This is a genomic window from Micromonospora sp. BQ32 (assembly GCF_059358895.1).
In genome coordinates this window covers 288,596-307,078 of record NZ_JCADBI010000003.1, presented here as the reverse complement: position 1 = coordinate 307,078, position 18,483 = coordinate 288,596, and the positions used below count along the sequence as shown (strand labels likewise).

Annotated in this window: 19 protein-coding genes; 11 read left to right on the top strand and 8 right to left on the bottom strand. The window is 72.7% G+C overall.

Annotated features, from left to right (window positions below):
* Positions 1-27: 27 nt before the first annotated feature.
* Entirely contained in the window at positions 28-654 is a 627-nt protein-coding gene (locus AC5L30_RS08355) for a GOLPH3/VPS74 family protein (protein ID WP_494866327.1), read from the bottom strand.
* A gap of 183 nt (positions 655-837) precedes the next feature.
* Between AC5L30_RS08355 and AC5L30_RS08350 the strand changes: the two genes are divergently transcribed.
* Genes AC5L30_RS08350 through hrpB form a run of 3 tightly spaced genes read left to right on the top strand, consistent with a single transcriptional unit; the run spans position 838 to position 4,473 of the window.
* Positions 838-1,662, top strand: a complete 825-nt coding sequence (locus AC5L30_RS08350) for a helix-turn-helix domain-containing protein (RefSeq protein ID WP_494866564.1) — start codon at positions 838-840, stop codon at positions 1,660-1,662.
* A gap of 41 nt (positions 1,663-1,703) precedes the next feature.
* The gene (locus AC5L30_RS08345) at positions 1,704-1,904 is read left to right on the top strand and encodes a DUF397 domain-containing protein (RefSeq protein WP_494866326.1); all 201 of its coding nucleotides are present in this window, start codon (positions 1,704-1,706) and stop codon (positions 1,902-1,904) included.
* Between the two features lie 28 nt (positions 1,905-1,932).
* The gene (gene hrpB, locus AC5L30_RS08340; RefSeq protein WP_494866563.1) at positions 1,933-4,473 is read left to right on the top strand and encodes an ATP-dependent helicase HrpB; all 2,541 of its coding nucleotides are present in this window, start codon (positions 1,933-1,935) and stop codon (positions 4,471-4,473) included.
* Positions 4,474-4,481: 8 nt separating this feature from the next.
* On the opposite strand, the gene AC5L30_RS08335 is transcribed toward hrpB, so the two are convergent.
* Complete coding sequence (locus AC5L30_RS08335; protein ID WP_494866325.1) at positions 4,482-5,207, bottom strand: PP2C family protein-serine/threonine phosphatase; 726 nt, start codon at positions 5,205-5,207, stop codon at positions 4,482-4,484.
* Positions 5,208-5,478: 271 nt separating this feature from the next.
* On the opposite strand from AC5L30_RS08335, the gene AC5L30_RS08330 reads away from it, so the two are divergent.
* Positions 5,479-8,088 (top strand): glycoside hydrolase family 9 protein, encoded by a 2,610-nt coding sequence (locus AC5L30_RS08330; RefSeq protein ID WP_494866324.1) that lies wholly within the window; start codon positions 5,479-5,481, stop codon positions 8,086-8,088.
* Positions 8,089-8,155: 67 nt separating this feature from the next.
* Here the strand turns inward: AC5L30_RS08330 and AC5L30_RS08325 are convergent, their stop codons facing one another.
* The gene (locus AC5L30_RS08325) at positions 8,156-8,812 is read right to left on the bottom strand and encodes an HAD family hydrolase (protein ID WP_494866323.1); all 657 of its coding nucleotides are present in this window, start codon (positions 8,810-8,812) and stop codon (positions 8,156-8,158) included.
* Between the two features lie 217 nt (positions 8,813-9,029).
* Between AC5L30_RS08325 and AC5L30_RS08320 the strand changes: the two genes are divergently transcribed.
* The 5 genes from AC5L30_RS08320 to AC5L30_RS08300 all read left to right on the top strand — a co-directional run bounded on the left by AC5L30_RS08320 (position 9,030) and on the right by AC5L30_RS08300 (position 12,200).
* A complete protein-coding gene (locus tag AC5L30_RS08320) occupies positions 9,030-9,944 on the top strand; it encodes a hypothetical protein (protein WP_494866322.1) in 915 nt (304 codons plus the stop codon).
* 111 nt (positions 9,945-10,055) lie between these two features.
* Positions 10,056-10,829 carry a DUF222 domain-containing protein gene (locus AC5L30_RS08315; RefSeq protein WP_494866321.1) on the top strand — a complete coding sequence of 258 codons (774 nt, stop codon included), beginning with the start codon at positions 10,056-10,058 and terminating at the stop codon, positions 10,827-10,829.
* On the top strand, positions 10,777-11,085 hold the full coding sequence (locus AC5L30_RS08310) for a DUF222 domain-containing protein (protein ID WP_494866320.1): 309 nt from the start codon (positions 10,777-10,779) through the stop codon (positions 11,083-11,085). Before AC5L30_RS08315 ends, AC5L30_RS08310 begins: the two co-directional genes overlap by 53 nt.
* Before the next feature lie 9 nt (positions 11,086-11,094).
* Positions 11,095-11,973, top strand: a complete 879-nt coding sequence (locus tag AC5L30_RS08305) for an MFS transporter (protein ID WP_494866561.1) — start codon at positions 11,095-11,097, stop codon at positions 11,971-11,973.
* The gene (locus AC5L30_RS08300; protein WP_494866319.1) at positions 11,970-12,200 is read left to right on the top strand and encodes a hypothetical protein; all 231 of its coding nucleotides are present in this window, start codon (positions 11,970-11,972) and stop codon (positions 12,198-12,200) included. The genes AC5L30_RS08305 and AC5L30_RS08300 overlap by 4 nt, the downstream gene beginning before the upstream one ends.
* A gap of 3 nt (positions 12,201-12,203) precedes the next feature.
* Here the strand turns inward: AC5L30_RS08300 and AC5L30_RS08295 are convergent, their stop codons facing one another.
* The 5 genes from AC5L30_RS08295 to AC5L30_RS08275 are packed head-to-tail and all read right to left on the bottom strand — an operon-like array spanning position 12,204 to position 16,776.
* Complete coding sequence (locus tag AC5L30_RS08295) at positions 12,204-12,461, bottom strand: UBP-type zinc finger domain-containing protein (RefSeq protein ID WP_494866318.1); 258 nt, start codon at positions 12,459-12,461, stop codon at positions 12,204-12,206.
* A complete protein-coding gene (locus AC5L30_RS08290; protein ID WP_494866317.1) occupies positions 12,458-14,029 on the bottom strand; it encodes a Na+/H+ antiporter in 1,572 nt (523 codons plus the stop codon). Before AC5L30_RS08290 ends, AC5L30_RS08295 begins: the two co-directional genes overlap by 4 nt.
* A gap of 37 nt (positions 14,030-14,066) precedes the next feature.
* Positions 14,067-15,032 carry a TIGR03885 family FMN-dependent LLM class oxidoreductase gene (locus AC5L30_RS08285; protein ID WP_494866316.1) on the bottom strand — a complete coding sequence of 322 codons (966 nt, stop codon included), beginning with the start codon at positions 15,030-15,032 and terminating at the stop codon, positions 14,067-14,069.
* A gap of 52 nt (positions 15,033-15,084) precedes the next feature.
* A complete protein-coding gene (locus AC5L30_RS08280) occupies positions 15,085-16,500 on the bottom strand; it encodes an NADP-dependent succinic semialdehyde dehydrogenase (protein WP_494866315.1) in 1,416 nt (471 codons plus the stop codon).
* A gap of 12 nt (positions 16,501-16,512) precedes the next feature.
* Positions 16,513-16,776: a DUF6343 family protein gene (locus AC5L30_RS08275; protein WP_088947285.1), complete on the bottom strand. Its 264-nt coding sequence runs from the start codon at positions 16,774-16,776 to the stop codon at positions 16,513-16,515.
* Between the two features lie 123 nt (positions 16,777-16,899).
* Between AC5L30_RS08275 and AC5L30_RS08270 the strand changes: the two genes are divergently transcribed.
* Positions 16,900-17,493 (top strand): antibiotic biosynthesis monooxygenase, encoded by a 594-nt coding sequence (locus AC5L30_RS08270; RefSeq protein ID WP_494866314.1) that lies wholly within the window; start codon positions 16,900-16,902, stop codon positions 17,491-17,493.
* Between the two features lie 120 nt (positions 17,494-17,613).
* Entirely contained in the window at positions 17,614-18,465 is an 852-nt protein-coding gene (locus AC5L30_RS08265) for a GDSL-type esterase/lipase family protein (protein ID WP_494866313.1), read from the top strand.
* Positions 18,466-18,483 lie beyond the last annotated feature (18 nt).

Sequence of the window (18,483 nt, the reverse complement as noted above, 5' to 3'; positions counted from 1 at the left end):
AGGGGAGGGTTGGGGGTTACCGGGGGATCAGGGGATACCGCGCAGCACGGCGGCGCCGACGGCGGCCTCGGTGTGCCCGACGAGTTCCTTGAGGGGGGCCGGTAGCGCGGGGATGAGGACGTTCAGCCGGTGGTGCGCGCGGGGGCCGGCGCTCCACAGCACCTCGCGGGTCAGCCCCGCGGCCACGACCAGGCCGAGCAGCAGGGCGTCCGGCACGCCCGGCGGGTCCGGCCGGTCCAGCAGGGCCCGCAGCCGGGTGGCCGGCCAGGCCACCGCGTTGAGGTCGATCGGCAGGTAGCTGACCGTGGTGCGCAGCAGCCGGCGGCTCTCCTGGCGGCGCAGCACCCCGGCTCGGGCCAGCCGCTCCCCCACCGAGGTGGTCGCGCTCTGCGCCAGGAAGCTCAGCCAGGTGCGCAACTCCTGGTGCTGGGACTCACCGACCAACTGGTCCAGCACGGTGTGCGCCAGGGCGTCGGCCGGCGGGCGCCGGTCGATGACCGTGATCTGCCCGGCCAGCACGGTGATGTGTCCATAAAGGATCAGCTCGCCGAGGAGCCCGCCGGCGAGCCCGAGCCCGGTCGCCGCCGGGTGCAGTTTGGCCTTGCCACGACTGTCGTTGTGCGCGATCAGGAAGAACTCGTCGGCGATGAGCAACGGTCCTCCCGCACAGGTGTGTCCACAGTGATCGCGACCGGGAAAGGATGCACCGACAGCTACTGCAACGCAACTCCCAGATTTGAAAGTTGCACTCCGTGCAGGCGCGACCTGCGGATCTTGTCGTGGCAGACTCGGACGGTGACCGCCACTCCCACCATTCGACCCGCCGCCAGCCCGACCGTGCGGCGACGCCGCATCGCTCGGGAACTCCGCCAACTGCGGGAGCGCGCGGGCATGACCCTCGATGTGGCCGCCCGCCAACTCGACATGTCGAAGAGCAACCTCTCCCGGATCGAGACCGCGCAGATCGGCATCAAACCGCGCGATGTCCGGGCCGCCCTCGCGCTGTACGAGGTGACCGGTTCGGATGCCGAAGCGCTGATCGAGATCGCCCGAGGAGCACAGCAACGCGGCTGGTGGCAGAACTACAGCGACGTGCTCCCGGAGTGGTTCGAGTTCTACGTCGGGCTGGAGGCCGAGGCGGCGGCGCTGCGCACGTACGAGGCCGAGTCGGTGCCCGGGCTGTTGCAGACCGAGGCGTACGCCCGGGAGATCTTCCGGCGCACCGCCGGCGAGGACGGTCTGGAGCGCAAGATCGCCGCCCGATTGCGCCGGCAGGAGGTGCTGCGCCGCGAGGACCCGGTCGACCTGTCGGTGATCATCAACGAGGCGGTGCTCCTGCGCCCGGTCGGCGGCACCGCGGTGATGGCCGAACAGCTGGTCCACATGAGTCGCATCGCGCAACTACCCAACGTGACAATTCAGGTACTTCCATTCGCGGCCGGCGGGCATCCGGCCATGAGCACCCCGTACGTGATCCTCAACTTCGCCGATGCCGCCGACGCTTCCGTGGTTTACCTGGATAACCTCACGATGGGGCTGGCTCTGGAGGAAGCCGATCATGTGCTCGGGTATAGCCTTCTGCACGAGGAGCTGTGCCGGATGGCGCTCGATCCGACGGCGTCGTTGACCCGTCTTGAGCAGGCTTCTCGTAACTTTGCGTGACCGCTTCTGCGGCACGCCGACGCAGACGAGAGGTACCGCGGATGACGGCGTACGACCTGACCCGAGCGGACTGGCGCACCAGCACGCGCAGCAGCGGCAACGGCAACTGCGTGGAGGTCGCGACAGTCGACGGTCAGGTCGCCGTCCGGGACAGCAAGGACCGCTCCGGCCCGGTGCTCGCCTTCGGCGCGGCGGCTTGGCGGGCCTTCGTGCTCGGCGTCGGCGAGGTCCGTCACTCCTGACGCACCCGTCCCGGTGCGAGACTGGGCCGTGCTCTCCGACGTAACCCTTGACCTGCCGGTCCGTCCGGTGCTGCCGGCGCTGGTCGCGGCACTCGACGCGGCCGGCGCCGGTGTGCTGGTGGCCCCGCCGGGCACCGGCAAGACCACCCTCGCGCCGCTGGCCGTGGCCGACCGGGTGACCGGTCGGGTGGTGATCGCCCAACCCCGCCGCGTGGCGGCTCGTGCCGCCGCCCGGCGGATGGCCGAGCTGCTCGGCGAGCGGGTCGGTGAGCGGGTCGGCTACGCGGTGCGCGGCGAGCGCCGGGTCGGCCCGGCCACCCGGATCGAGGTGGTCACCACCGGCCTGCTGGTCCGCCGGCTGCACCACGACCCGGAGCTGCCCGGCACGGGTGCCGTGCTGCTCGACGAGTGCCACGAACGCCAACTCGACGCCGACCTCGCGCTGGCGTTCACCGTGGAGGCGCGCGCTACCCTCCGGCCGGACCTGTGGATGCTGGCGATGTCGGCGACCCCGGACACCGACCGGTTCGCCGCGCTGCTGGGCGGGACCACGCCGGCCCCGGTGGTCCGGGCCGACTCGGCGTTGCATCCGGTGCAGCGGATCTGGGTGCCCCCGGCACGCCCGATCGCCCCGCCCGGGGCCGGGCCGGTGGACCGGGCCCTGCTCGACCACGTGGCCGCCACCGTGCGGCGGGCGCTGCGCGAGCACGACGGCGACGTGCTGGTCTTCCTGCCCGGGGCCGGCGAGATCGCGGCGGTCACCGGTCGGCTGGCGGACCTGAGGGACGCGGTCGCGCTGCTGCCGCTGCACGGCCGTCAACGCGGCACCGAGCAGGACGCCGCGCTGCGTCGCGCGGACCGACGGCGGGTGGTGCTGGCCACCGCGCTGGCCGAGACCAGTCTGACCGTCCCCGGCGTGCGGATCGTGGTGGACGCCGGACTGTCCCGGGTGCCCCGGATCGACCTGGCCCGTGGGTTGGGCGCGCTGGTCACCGTGCCGGTCTCCCGCGCCGCCGCCACCCAGCGGGCCGGCCGGGCCGGCCGGGAGGCCCCCGGGTACGTCTACCGCTGCTGGTCGGCGGCGACCCACGAGCGGCTGCCCGCCCGCGCCGAGCCGGAGATCGCCACCGCCGACCTGACCGGTTTCGCGTTGGAGTTGGCCGCCTGGGGCGCCCCGGACGGTGTCGGGCTCGCGTTGCCCGACGCGCCGCCGGCCGCCGCGATGACGGTGGCGCGGGACACCCTGGCGACCCTGGGCGCGGTTGACGCCGACGGTCGGATCACGGCGCGGGGGCGGTCGATCGCCGCCGCCGGGGCGCACCCACGGCTGGCCCGGGCGCTGCTCGACGGCGCCGGCCGGGTCGGTGCCGACCGGGCCGCCGAGGTGGTCGCCCTGCTCGCCGAGGAGAGCGCGGCCGGTCCCGGTGACGATCTGGTCGCCGGTTGGCGTCGGCTGCGCACCGGCGTGGACGCGGGCGCGACCGCCCGCTGGCGCACCGAGGTACGCCGGCTGCGCGCCGCGCTGCCGACCGGCGCCCCACCGAAGGGCCGCGCCGATGCCACCGACCGGACCAGCTCGGGTGGGTTGAGCGACGATCTCGCCGCCGGGCTGCTGGTCGGTCTGGCGTACCCGGAACGGTTGGCCCGGGTGCGGCGGCCGGGCGGTTCGGCGTACCTGATGACCGGCGGGACCGCCGCGGAGCTGGCGGCCGGTTCGGGGCTGACCGGGTCCGACTGGCTGGCGGTGGCGGTCGCGGACCGCACCCCGGGCGCGCCGTCGGCCCGGATCCGCCGGGCTTCCCCGGTGGACGAGGCGACGGCCCGGGAGGCGGGCGGTCCTCTGCTGCGCACCGACCGCGAGGTCGGCTGGTCCGACGGGGACGTGGTGGCCCGGGAGGTGACCCGGCTGGGCGCGATCGAGCTGGTCCAGCGGCGGCTGGACCGGCCGGACCGGGCGGAGGTGGCCGCCGCGTTGCTGACCGGCCTGCGTCAGGAGGGGCTGGGGCTGCTGCCCTGGACGCCGGCGGCGCGGGCGCTGCGTGAACGGCTCGCGTTCCTCTGGCACCAGCTGGGCGAGCCCTGGCCAGCGGTCGACGACGACTCGTTGCTCGACGCCGCGCCGAGCTGGCTGGGCCCGGAGCTGGCCGCCGGGCGCCGCCGGGCCGACCTGGCGCGGGTGGACGTGCCGTCGGCGCTGCGTCGGCTGCTGCCCTGGGCGCAGGCCGCCCGCCTCGACCAGTTGGCTCCGGAACGGATCGAGGTGCCGAGTGGTTCCCGGATCCGGCTGGACTACAGCGACCCGGCCGCCCCGGTGCTCGCCGTGAAGCTCCAGGAGACGTTCGGCTGGGCGGCGGCCCCCCGCATCGCCGACGGTCGGGTGCCGGTGCTGCTGCACCTGCTCTCCCCCGCCGGCCGGCCGGTGGCGGTCACCGCCGATCTGGAGTCGTTCTGGCGTACCGGCTACCCGCAGGTCCGCTCCGAGCTGCGCGGGCGCTATCCCCGGCACCCGTGGCCGGAGGACCCGGGGACGGCGACACCGACCCGGCGCGCCACGCCACGTCGGCGCTGAGCGCCGGCCTACTCCTCGACGACGTCGGCCACCACGACGGTGACGTTGTCCGGCGCGCCGGCGTGCAGGGCCAGGTCGATCAGCTTGCCGGCGCAGGCGCCCCGGTCCGGATAGCCGCTGAGCACCTCGGTGAGGGTGTCCGGGCGGACCACGTTGGAGAGGCCGTCGCTGCACAGCAGCCACCGGTCGCCGACCCGGGGCACCATGGTCGCGTACGACGGGGAGACCTCGTCGCCCTGCAACGCCTGGGTGACCACGGCGCGGCGTGGGTGGCTGCTGGCCTGGTCCGCGGTGATCACGCCCTGATCCACCAACATCTGCACGAACGTGTCGTCCCGGGTGACCTGCTTGAGCACGCCCTCGCGGTACAGGTAGGCCCGGGAGTCACCGACGTGCGCGAGCGCCAGGCAGCTGCCGGTACGGGCGAAGAGCAGGGCGGTCAGCGTGGTGCCCATGCCCTGGCGCTCGGGATCCTCGGCGACCGCCTGTCGGATCCGGGCGGTGGCCAGCGCGATGCCACCCTCGAGCGCGGCGACCAGGGCGTCCTCGGGTGTCTCCACGTCCAGCGGGGCGACCGCGTCGATGGTGAGGGCGCTGGCCAGGTCGCCGGCGGCCATCCCACCCATGCCGTCGGCGACGGCGACGAGCCAGGTGCCGGCGTGCAGGGCGTCCTGATTTCCGCTGCGGATCAGCCCACGGTCGCTCGTTCCCACGGAACGCAGCTTCAGGGTCATGGGAGGCAGCCTGCCAGGCGAAGGGCGCAGTTGTCTCTAGGAGATCAGGACGACGGCGCGTGGCGCGGCCAATCTCACGTTCGGGCGGCGCGCGTCGGCGGCCACCCGGCGGGCCGACCGCCCTCGTGGCATGCCGGAACCCATCCAACCGGATCAATTGACATGGCGTACTCGCACTGGAAACATCGAGCCGATACCTGGGAGCGCTCCCAGGTTCTCCGCACCACCATGCCACCACCAACGTCCCACTCCCGTCCCGGAAGGACTCCCCGTGACGCCATCCCGACGCCGCCTCCTGTTGGCTGCGGCGACCACTCTGGCCCTCACCGGCGCGGGCGCCGGCGCGGCCCACGCCGACCCACCACCGGACGCCCCCGAGCAGATCGACAACGGCGACTTCAGCGCCGGGGTGAGCCCCTGGTTCTCCTTCGGCACCGGCGCGCTGGCGGTCACCGACGGCCAGCTCTGCACCACCGTCGCGGGCGGGCTGGCCAACCCGTGGGACGCCGGCATCGGCCAGGACGGCGTGCCGCTGATCGCCGGCGCCGAATACACCCTCGGCTTCGCGGTCTCCGCCACCCCCGGCGCCGCGGTCAAGGCCGTGTTGCAGCTCGGCAGCGCCCCGTACACCACGTACGCGGCCGTGGACGCCACCGCGACCGGCACCATCCAGCGGGTCGAGCAGACCTTCACCGTCCCGGACGACAACCCCAGCGCCCAACTGATCTTCCAGGTCGGCGGTTCCGCCCAGGCGCAGACCATCTGCCTGGACGACGTCTCGCTGCGCGGTGGCGAGCCACCCGAGCCGTACGAGCCGGACACCGGGCCGCGGGTGCGCGTCAACCAGGTCGGCTACCTTCCCGGCGGCCCGAAGAACGCCACGGTCGTCACCGAGGCCACCGAACCGCTGCCCTGGCAGCTGCGCAGCGCCGCCGGCGCCGTCGTGGCCAGTGGCACCACCACCGCTCGCGGTGTCGACGCCGCCTCCGGGCAGAACGTGCAGACGGCCGACTTCTCCAGCTACCGCACGCCCGGCACCGGGCTCACGCTCACCGTGGACGGCGAGACCAGCCACCCGTTCGACATCTCCGGCGCCCTCTACGACCAGCTGCGCTCCGACTCGTTGCAGTTCTTCTACGCCCAACGCAGCGGCATCGCCATCGACGGCGACCTGATCGGCGACGAGTACGCCCGGCCCGCCGGCCACCTCGGCGTCGCACCCAACCAGGGCGACACCAACGTGCCCTGCCAGCCGGGTGTCTGCGACTACTCCCTCGACGTGCGCGGCGGCTGGTACGACGCCGGCGACCACGGCAAGTACGTGGTCAACGGCGGCATCGCCACCTACCAGCTGCTGAACACCTTCGAGCGGACCAGGACGGCGGCCACCGCCGACGGTGGCGCCGAACTCGCCGACAGCACGCTGCGGGTGCCCGAGCGCGACAACGGGGTGCCGGACATCCTCGACGAGGCCCGCTGGGAGCTGGAGTTCCTGCTTCGCATGCAGGTGCCCGCCGGCAAGCCGCTCGCCGGCATGGTCCACCACAAGATCCACGATCAGAACTGGACCGGGCTTCCCCTCGCCCCGCAGGACGACCCGCAGCCGCGCGAGCTGCACCCACCGTCGACCGCGGCCACCCTCAACCTCGCCGCCACCGCCGCCCAGTGCGCCCGACTCTTCGCCCCCTACGACGCGGCGTTCGCGACCCGCTGCGGCACTGCCGCGAAGACGGCCTACGCCGCGGCCAAGGCCAACCCGGCGGTGTACGCCAGCCCGACCGACGGCACCGGCGGCGGCGCGTACGACGACAGCAACGTCACCGACGAGTTCTACTGGGCGGCGGCCGAGCTGTACCTGACCACCGGGGCGCAGAACTACCTGGCCGACCTGACCGCCTCACCGCACCACACCGGGAACGTGTTCGACGCCCGGGGCTTCGGCTGGCAGAGCGTGGCGGCGCTGGGCCGCCTCGACCTGGCCACCGTGCCGAACGGGCTGCCCGCCGCCGACCTGGCCCGGGTCCGCGCCTCGGTCACCGCCGCCGCCGACACGTACCTCGCCGAGCTGCGCCGGCAGGCGTACGGGCTGCCGATGCCCGGTGACGCCAACAGCTACTTCTGGGGCGGCAACAGCAACGTCATCAACAACGCCGTGGTGCTGGCCACCGCGTTCGACCTGACCCGCAACCCCGTCTATCGCGACGGCGCCGTGCAGGCCATGGACTACATTTTCGGCCGCAACGCCCTGAACATCTCCTACGTCACCGGGTGGGGTGAGCACGCCGCACAGAACCAGCACAGTCGGATCTTCGGCCACCAGCTCGACTCGAGCCTGCCCCGACCGCCCGCCGGCTCCCTCGCCGGTGGCCCGAACGCGGCCCTCCAGGACCCGTTCGTGGCGCAACTGCTCGCCGGTTGCGAGCCGATGTTCTGCTACGTCGACGACATCAACTCGTACTCGACCAACGAGGTGGCGATCAACTGGAACTCGGCGCTGGCCTGGATCGCCTCGTTCCTGGCCGACCAGGGTGACGCCGGCGCGGTGCCGGCCACCACCTGCACGGCGCGCTACACCAACTACGGCGCCTGGCAGGGCGGCACCGGGTTCACCGCGCAGCTGACCATCAAGAACACGGGCACCGCGACCGTCAACGGCTGGAGCGTGCGCTTCGCGTTCACCGGTGACCAGCGGGTCCGCGAGGGGTGGCTGGCGAAGGTCGCCCAGTCCGGCGCGACGGTGACCGCGCGCAACGAGTCGCACAACGCCAAGATCGCCCCCGGCGGCACGGTGACGTTCGGCTTCAACGCGACGACAGCCGGCGGCGCCAACCCGAGCCCCGGCCTGGTCACCGTCAACGGAGCGGCCTGCTCGCTGACCTGACCCCGACCCTGGTGGCCGCCCCTTCCCGGGGCGGCCACCGGGACCGCACGATCACGCAGCCGGCGGGTCAACCGCCGGCCGCGTTGTGCGTCGCGATCAGGCCGGGGAGTTCGTCCAGCGAGTCGATCCGGAACAGGCACCGCTCGGCCACGGTGGACGGGTCGAGGATGTGCCCCCACGGGCCACGTCGGATCAGGCACGTCTTCATGCCCGCCTCCAGGGCCGGGCGCACGTCGTTGTCGGGCCGGTCGCCGACGTACAGGATCGACGACGCGACACCACCTCCCGCGGCGACGACCCGCTCGAAGAACACCGGTGACGGCTTCGCCACACCCCATCCGTGCGACGTGCCGATCACGTCCACCGGGAGGTCGAGATCGCGCAGGGTCGCCTCCGCATGAGCTGGCTGGTTGCCGGCCAGGCCCACGAACAGGCCCTGGTCCTTCAAGGACTCCAGGCACCCTCGCGCGTCCGGGTACAGATCCTCCTCGGCGAACGACTCCGGCTGGCCAGCAGCCTCCCGACGCGCCAACTCGGTCGCGAGATCGAAATCGGGCCGGAAGACCCGGAACGTCTCCTGATAGTCCAGACCCCGGGCGATCACCGCACCGAAGACCGCCGAGAAGGTGTGCCGGGGCACGCCGAGCCAGTCGGCCCAGGCAGCGAACTCGTGAGACTCGTCGAGAATGGTCCCACCAACATCGAAGATGACCGCGTCAATCATGTCCGTCCCCCGTTGACGCTCGCAGGTCGGTGAAGCATAGACGGGGTTACGACCTCCACCAGCGCTCCGGGCGGATGTCGCTGGCCCGCCGGGAGGCCGTTGGGGTGAGCGGGCGGGGTGCCTGCGACTGACGCTGTCGAGCTGATGACGTGAACGAATCAGCGGGCACGCCACAAAACCGATGGATCGGTCGCGCCCAGTGGGCCATGGTGACGTCATGGATGGCGACGAGCTGCCTGGCGCGCAGCGTCGGGTGTGGGCGGCGATGCCGGCGGGGACGCGGACCGCGCTGGCCGGGCTGTCCGGCGCGGATCTGCGCAGTCTCCTGTTGGGCTTGGCCCGCGACCGGGCAGCGGCCGTGCGCCCGTCCGAGGTGGTACGCCGCTGGCGGGAGGACCGCTTCGTCCGCCCGGCCCGTGCCGACCCGCGCGTGCTCGCCCGGGTGGAGGCCCGGATGTGGCAACTGCTGCCCGCCGACGTCGCCGGAGTGGAGCTGTCCCCGGTCGTACCGGTCGGCGCCTGCTCGGCGGTCGCACCGGTCAGCCAGAACAGGATCGTCACCACGATGCGCGCCAGCGAGGTGCTCAGCGACCCCACGAACGCCCTCGCGATCGAGGCGGCGGTGCGTCGCCGCCGACAGAGCGAGGTGCACCTGGCCGCCGCTCATCGGGTGCTGCGGGCGCAGGATTTCGGCGGCGACGCGTCGGCGCACTTTCGGCTCTTCGCGCTGGTGTCCAGTGCCCGGGACACTGGGTCGGGCGGCACGCAGGCCCGGCTGCTGGTCCGGCACCTCACCTACTGGCGGACCGTCCTCTCCGAGCTGGCACCGGCCGTCGCACCTCAGCTGCACGTCACCACCTTCGACGACCGGACCGTCCGGGAGCGGCTGGCCGACACCGTTCGACCGGCACTCGACGGGGATGTGGTGCCGCTGGTGGACGAACCGGAGCGGTCCCGCGGTCGCGGCTACTACACCGGCTGCGCCCTGCGGATCACCGTCCTGGGCGGCAAACTGGAGATCGGCGACGGCGGCCTCACCGACTGGACCGCCCGGCTGAGCGGTGACGCGAAGGAACGCTGCCTCGTCTCCTGCCTCGCCACCGAACGTCTGGTGGACAGCATCAGCCGCTGAACCGGGCTCGGCGACGACCACCTGGCCCACCGATTGCCCCTGCCCGAAGCGGCCGAACCTGGCCCGCCGAACGAGCCCGAAACTGTCGTACACCCGTTCTATTCTCGGTCCATGTTGGAGGAGTTGACGCAGGCGGAGGCGGCGGTCGCCGACTGCCTCGACGCGCCGGCGTGGGCACTTCCGGAGCACGGTCTCGTCGCGGCACTCGACGCGGCTCACCGGCTTGAGCAACGGCTGGCCGCGGTCAAGCTGGCCCTCGTGCGGGAGCTGGACGGTCGAGGCACCGCAACCGCGCAGGGCGCGTCCTCGACGGCGGTGTGGCTGCGGGACCGGCTGCGCCTACGGGTTGGTGCCGCCCGTCGTCTGGTCGAGCTGGCGGCGACGCTCGATGCTGCCCCGCCCGGTCTGCGGGACGCGTTGGCCGGTGGAGCGGTCGACGTGGAGCAGGTCCGGGTCATCGCCGGCACGGTTGAAACCGTCCACACCGCCGCCGGGGCAGACGTCGTCGACAAGGCCGTCGGCGTCCTCGTCGACTGGGCGGCGCAGTTCGACGCCACCCTGCTGCGCAGGCTCGGCACCCGCATCCTCGACCACGTCGCCCCAGAGGTCGCTGACGCGGCCGCCGAGGCGGCGCTGCGGGCCGACGAGTCGCGCGCCGCGCGCGAGCGGCACGTCACCATCAGCGAGCAGACCGACGGCCGTTTACGCCTCACCGGCATCCTCGATGCAGAGGCTGCCGCGCTGCTTCGCACCGCCATCGACCCCCTCAGCGCACCCACCGGCCCGGACGACGCCCGCACCGCCGGACAACGCCGCCACGACGCCCTCGCCGATGTCTGTCGACTCGCCCTCCGCGGTGGTGAACTGCCCGAACCACGGTGGTGACCCCACCCAACTCGTCGTCACCACCAGCTACGACGGGTTGGCCCGGCAGCTGGGCACCGGCGCTCTCGACACCGGCCTGCAGCTCACCCCCGCGACCGTGCGCCGGCTCGCCTGCGACGCCGCCGTCCTGCCCGCCGTCCTCGGTGGCGCCAGTCAGACGCTCGACGTGGGCAGGCAACGCCGGCTCATCACCGGCCCACTACGCCGCGCCCTGGTGCTGCGCGACGGGGGCTGCGCGAGCAGGCGGCGGCTCTAGGGTCGGTGGATCAGCACCACGGCGGAGGCTCGCGACCGCTGGCGGTCCCTGTCGCCACTGCCGCCACCCGGTCGGCTACGCACCCTGTCGCTGGCCACCCTCGCCAACACGATTGGCACGGGACTGTGGGTAACGGGTGCGGCGCTCTTCCTCACCCGCGCCGTGGAACTGACCCCGACGGAGGTGGGGCTCGGGCTCACCCTCGCCGGCCCGGTCGGGCTCACTGCCAGCGTGCCGCTCGGCGGGCTCGCCGACCAGCGTGACCCCCGGAGCCTCCGCGCCGTCCTGCAGCTAACGCAGGCCGCCGTCGCCGCCGCGTACCTGCTGGTCGGCTCTTTCCCGGCCTTTCTGCTGGTGGCCACACTGGACGCTCTGCTGATCTCCGGCAACCTTGCCGTCCGCGCCGCGCTGGTCGCCGCGGTGGGCGGCCCGCAGGGCAGGGTGCACGCCTTTGCCACCCTGCGCGCGGTGGCCAACCTGGGCGTGGCGCTCGGTGCGGGGCTGGCCGCGTTCGCGCTGGTGGTGGACACCGGGTGGGCGTACCGACTGCTGGTGCTCGGCAACGTCGCCACCTATCTGGTTTCGGCGGCGCTGATCATGCGACTCCCGGCGTACCCGCCGGCCCGGCGACCCCTGCGTCAGAGAGTCGGCCGGGCGCTGCGCGACGGGCCGTTCCTCGCGGTCGCCGGGGCCTCGGCGGTGCTCTCCGTGCACCACGTGGCGTTGACGCTGGTGCTGCCGCTGTGGGTGGTGGCACACACCGATGCGCCTCTGGTGACGGTCTCCGCCTTCCTACTGGTCAACACGCTGCCTGCTGCTGGGCGCGACGGTGATCTACACCTTGGGCGACCTGTGGCACGCCGGGGCCGGGGCGACGCTGGCCTATGACCTCGCCGCCCCGGACGCCCTCGGCGCCTACCAGGGGGTCGACGGTCTGCTCGCCGGGCTGGTCCGCGCGGCGGGACCCGGCCCTGCTGACCTGGTTGATCATCGACGGCGGCCCAGACGGCTGGCTGGCGCTGGCGGGGTTGCTCGCGCTCACCGGCCTTGCCGTGCCACCGCTCACCCGACGCGCCCTGGCCGACCGCGCCGATCGGTCACCGCACCCGGGCTGACCGTCAGCCGATTTCCTCGTCGACGAAGCACCAGCGCCAGGCCTCGCCCGGCTGTGCCGAGCGGATCACCGGGTGGTTGGTGGACGCGAAGTGCTTGCTCGCGTGCTGGTTCGGCGACGAGTCACAGCAGCCGACCTGCCCGCAGCTCAGGCAGGTCCGCAGGTGCACCCAGTAGGTGTCGCCGATGGCGACGCAGTCCGCGCACTCGTCGGGGGTGCGCGGCTCGGCGGCACCGGCCTCGGTCAGGTGCTGGCAGCTCACTTTTCAACCTCTCGCAGCAACGACTCTTCCAGGTCCAGGTCACGGTAGGCCCGCACCAACACTTCCTCAGGAATCCGGCCGGAGTCCCGGGCCGCCCGGAACACATCCCGCTCGGCGTCGATCATCTCCTGCCGCAGCCGACCGTACGCCTGCGACGGGGTCTCCCGCTGGTCGCCGCCGAGTCGTTCCCACGCCATGTTGGTGCGGTCCTCCACCGCTCGGCGCAGCCGGTCCACCACCGCATCCGGTGCGCTGTCGGCCAACTCGTCGAGGCGGTCCTGGGCGGCCTTGCTGGCCTGTTGCTGCACCGAGGCCGCGGAGAGCGCGTCCTGCACCGGGTCGTCCTGGGGCAGTTTCAACCGGCGGGCGACCAGCGGCAGGGTGGCGCCCTGGCCGACCAGGGTGAAAACGATCACGGCGAAGGCCAGCCAGATCAACAGCGCCCTGGGGTACGGCTCTTCGTCGGCCAGGGTCAGCGGCAGGGCCAGCGCGGCGGCCAGGGTCACCACGCCCCGCATGCCGGCCCAGCCGATGATGATCGGGAACTTCGGTGACGGTCGGGCGTCACGGCGGCGGACCCGGGGGACCAACCGGGCCAGGTAGGTGGCCGGGAAGAGCCAGACGAACCGGGTCAGGAAGACGGTGGCGAGCACCGCGAAGGTGATCAGGACGAGCGAGCCGATCGGCTCGTCGAGATCGCGCAGCACCTTCCGCAGTTGCAGCCCGACCAGCAGGAAGACCAGGCCCTCCAGCAGGAAACGGACCAGCCGCCAGAACGCGCCGATCTGCAACCGGGACGCCGCCGACAGCAGTTGGGGCAGCTTGTGTCCGAGCACCAGGCCGGTGACGACCACCGCGACCACACCGGAGGCGTGCAGGTGTTCGGCGGTGAACACCACCGCGAACGGGATGATCAACGACAGCGCGTTGTCCAGCAGCGGGTCGCTGATCCGCCGGTGCAGGAAGCCGAACACCACCGCCCCGAGCGCCCCGATCAGGATGCCGCCGCCGGTGGACCGCAGGACCTCGATGGCGATCTTGTCGGCGCCGACGGCCGAGCCGACGGTGGCCATGGTCGCGACCCGCAGCAGCACCAGCGCGGTCGCGTCGTTGACCAGGCTCTCGCCCTCCAGGATGGTGACGACCCGGCGGGGCAGCCCGACCCGGCGCGCGACGGCGGTGGCAGCCACGGCGTCCGGTGGGGCGACCACCGCGCCGAGGGCCAGGCAGATCGCGAACGGCAGCTGCGGCAGCAGCAGGTGCAGCACCAACCCGACCACGAATGCGGTGAACAGCACCAGGCCGACCGCGAGCAGCAGGATCGGCCGGATGTTGTTCTTGAACGCCGGCACCGAGGTCTCCAGCGCGGCCACGTAGAGCAGCGGCGGCAGGATGCCGACCAGCACCAACTCCGGGTCGAGTTCGACCTGCGGGAAGCCTGGCACGAACGAGAGCGCCAGGCCGAGGACGACCAGCACGATCGGCGCGAGCAGGCCGAGCCGGCGGGCCAACGCGGCGCCCAGGGTAGCGATCGCCAGGAAGACGACGACCGGGAACAGGCTTTCCATGGGGTAGGAGCCTAGGGGTACGGCTATCCGGCCTCGATCAGCCGCCCTGGCGCAGCTTCGGCAGCACCTCGGCGCCGAACGCGTCGATGAAGCCGCGCTGCTCCTGCCCGACGTGGTGCAGGGCGATCTGGTCGAAGCCGAGCTGCACGTACTCCTCCAGCCAACCGACGTGCCGACCCAGGTCGGACGAGACGTTCACCACCTCGGCGACCCGCTGCGCCGGCACGTCGGCGGAGACCACGTCGAAGTGTTCGACGGTCTCCAGGTCCCAGCAGACCGGCGGGGCGAAGACGTTGCTGCGCCACTGGTCGTACGCGAGCGCCGCGGCCTGGGCCTGCTCCGGCGCCCAGGAGACGTGCACCTGGAGGTGCAGCGGCCCACGCCCGCCTGCGTCCCGGTACGCGTCGATCATCTCGCGCAGGTGGGCCACCGGGGCGTTCACGGTGATCAGCCCGTCCGCCCACTCGGCGCACCAGCGGGCGGTGGCCACGCTGACGGCGGCGCCGACCAGCGCGGGCGGCTGCTCGGGGCGGGTCCACAGCCGGGCCCGATCCACCCGGACCAGGCCGTCGTGGCTGACCTCCTCGCCGGCCAGCAGGGCCCGGATCACGTCCACGCACTCGCGCAGCCGGGCGGTGCGCACGTCCTTGCGCGGCCACGGGTCGCCGGTGATGTGCTCGTTGCTGGCCTCGCCGGTGCCCAGGGCCGCCCAGAACCGGCCCGGGTACATCGCGCCGAGGGTGCCGATCGCCTGCGCGATGATCGCCGGGTGGTACCGCTGACCGGGCGCGTTGACCACGCCGAACGGCATGCCGGTGGCCTGCAACGCCGAGCCCAGCCAGGACCAGGCGAAGCCGGACTCGCCCTGGCGGGCGCTCCACGGGGAGAAGTGGTCGGAGCACATGGCGGCGTCGAAGCCGGCCCGCTCGGCGTGGATCACCGCCTCCAACAGGGCGCGTGGACCGATCTGCTCATGCGAGGCGTGAAACCCGAACGACGTCATGGGCACACTTCCTACCCACGACGGCACCGGCTGACGCGTGCCGCGCCCCGAACTACTCGGCGTGCGCGCCGGCGCCGGCCGAGGCGGCGCCCTCGCCTACCCAGACCGTCTTGGTGTTGCAGAACTCCCGCATGCCCAGCGCCGACAACTCCCGCCCGTAACCGGAGTTCTTCACCCCGCCGAACGGCAACTCCGGGTACGAGGTGGTCATCCCGTTGATGAAGACGTTGCCGGCGTCCAGGTCGGTGGCGAAGCGCTCCTGCTCGGCCGGGTCCCGGGTCCAGGCGTTCGAGCCGAGCCCGAAGCTGGTGCCGTTGGCGATCTCGATGGCCTCCTCGTACGACGAGACCCGGAACAGGCCGGCGACCGGGCCGAAGACCTCCTCGGACCACATCCGCATCTGCGGGGTGAGGTCGGTGACCACGGTCGGCGGGTAGAACCAGCCGTCGCCGGTCGGTAGTTCGCCGCCGCAGAGCACTGTCGCGCCGCTGTCGACCGCGTCGCGGACCTGGGCGTGCACCTCGTCGCGGCCACGCTCGCTGGCCAACGGCCCGACGTCGGTGTTCGGGTCCATCGGGTCACCGACGCGCAGCGCGGCCATGTTGGCGGCGAACTTCTCGGCGAAGGCGTCGAACACGTCGGTGTGCACGATGAACCGTTTCGCGGCGATGCAGGACTGGCCGTTGTTCTGGCAGCGGGCGGTGGTGGCCACCTCGGCGGCCCGGTCCACGTCGGCCGAGGGCATCACCACGAAGGGGTCGCTGCCGCCGAGTTCGAGGACGGTCTTCTTCAGTTCCCGCCCGGCGATCTGCGCGATGGACCGACCGGCGGGCTCGCTGCCGGTGAGCGTCGCGGCGCGTACCCGGGGGTCGCTGAGGATGTGGTCGACAGCCTCCGAGTCGACCAGCAGGGTGGTGAAGGCCCCCTCGGGGAAGCCGGCTCGCCGGAACACGTCCTCCAGCAGCAGCGCGGTCTGCGGCACGTTCGAGGCGTGCTTGAGCAGGCCGGTGTTGCCGGCCATCAGCGCCGGGGCGGCGAAGCGCATCACCTGCCAGAGCGGGAAGTTCCACGGCATCACCGCGAGCACCACGCCGATCGGCTGGTAGCGGATGAACGCCCGGGTCGCCTTCACGGCGGCGGCGTCGGCCGGCTCGTCGGCGAGGAACGCGGGAGCCTTGTCGGCGTAGAAGCGGGCGGCGGTGGCGCACTTGGTCACCTCGGCCTGCGCCGCGACGTACGTCTTGCCCATCTCCGTGGTCATGATCCGGGCGATCTCGTCGCGCTCGGTGTCCAGCAGGTCGGCCGCGGCGTTCATCCACTGGGCGCGCTGGTCGACGGTCGTCGCCCGCAACTGGTGGAACGCGAGGTCGGTGCGCTCGATGGCGTCGTCGAGTTGTTCGGTGGACATCGCCTCATAGGTCTTGAGCACCTGTCCGGTGGCGGGGTTGGTGGTGGCGATGTGGGGCATTCCGTCCTCCTGTCACTCGAACAACGAGTGTCGTACGCCCGGCTCCTCGCGGCGGCGGGCGGCGCGGCGGCGCTGGATCACGACCAGGTCGACCACGGCGACCACGGCGAAGATCGCGCAGACTACGCCGAGCCAGGCGATGCCGGCCCAGAACGCCAGCACCGCGAAGAGCACCATGATCACCAGCCCGAAGCTGGCGAGGGTGAGCCGAAGGTTCAACGCGCTGTTCGCGTGGCCGACCGTGCCACGGGCGCGCCGGGGCTGCGATCTCGTCATACCCACCGAGCTACCCCCGATCGGCCGGGTTAACCGGTGTCGTGGGCTTCCACACCCGGCCGCCCCGGTGTGCTCCGGCACATCCGTTCGCGCCACGGCCCCGGCCGACCGCAGGATGGGCGCATGTCAATGACCCTCGCCGTGCCGGTGACCGTCTCCATCGCCCGCCGCGTCGATCCCGACCGGGCCAGCGAGATGGTGGCCTGGATGCGGGCCGGCACCGCGCTGGCGGAGGCGTTCCCCGGGTTCCTCGGCGCCGGCTGGGTGCAGAGTGGCCCCGGTTCGCCGGAGTGGCACATGCTGTACCGCTTCGCCGACGCCGAGACGCTGCGCCGGTGGGAGGAGTCGCCGCAGCGGCACTGGTGGCTCAGCTCGGCGCAGGGCATCGTCGAGCACACCCGGGTCGAGCGGCGTACCGGGATCGAGGGCTGGTTCGACAGGCCGCTGGAGCACTCGGTGGACCCGGTGGAGCCGGCTCCGCCCGGGTCGCCGCCCCGGTGGAAGCAGGCGGTGACCATCTGGCTGGCGTTCTTCCCCCTGAGCCTGACCGCCACCCTGCTGACGAGTCGTTTCCTCGACGCGGTGCCGCTGGCGGCCCGGGTGCTGCTGATGACGCTCTGCCTGACCCCGCTGATGACCTATCTGGTGCTGCCCCGGATCACCCGGGCGTTGCACTGGTGGCTGCACGGCCAGCCGGCACCCTGGCGGGGCGCATAGCACCCCGAAGGCTCTCCTGTCGGCGCTCTGCCGCATACCCGACAGCAACTTCCCGGTAAACCAGTTCCTGCGCATAGAGTTACCGCGCTGTCGCTCTGTGCTGCGGGAACGGGAGACGTCATGCCTCGACGCTGGGTCGCCGCCCTGGCCTGTCTCGCCGCGCTGGTCGCGCTGGCCTGCGAGGGCGGCAACTCCGCGACACCCCGCCCCAGCACGAGCGCCCCGCCGTCGAGCGGGCCGGGCGGCATCGCCGCCCTCGGCGACTCGATCAGCACCGGCTTCGCCTCCTGCCTGGTGCTCACCTCCTGCGAGCGCAACTCCTGGTCGACCGGGGACGGGCTGCGGGTGCAGAGCCACTACCGGCGGCTGCTCGACCAAAATACGGCGATCCGCGACCGGACGTACAACCATGCCCGTCCCGGCGCCCGCGCGGACGCCCTGGAGGGTCAGGCCAAGGCAGCGGTACGCGACCGTCCCGACTACGTCACCGTGCTGATCGGCGCCAACGACGTCTGTCGGGGCGGGGTGGACGCGATGACGCCGGTGGGGCAGTTCCGGGCCGACGTCGACCGGGGGCTGCGGGTGCTGCGGACCGGCCGGCCGAAGGCCCGGGTGCTGGTGGTGAGCATCCCCGACCTGTACCGGCTCTGGGAGGTCGGGCACGACGACCCCCGGGCGACCCGCGCGTGGCGGCGGGGCATCTGCCCGGCCCTGCTGGCCGATGCGACGTCGACCGCGCCCGCCGACCGGGCACGCCGGGCCGCCGTCCGGGACCGGATCGACGCGTACAACGCCGAGTTGAAGGCGGCCTGCCGGGCGTACGGAGCACGGTGCCGGCACGACGGCGGCGCGTTGCACAAGGCCCGGTTCACCCTGGACCTGCTCAACCCGCTGGACTGGTTCCACCCCAACGCCACCGGCCAGGGCCGCATCGCCGAGGTGACCTGGCGCTCCTCCGGTCTGGCCAACTGACCACCCCGGGGCCGGCCG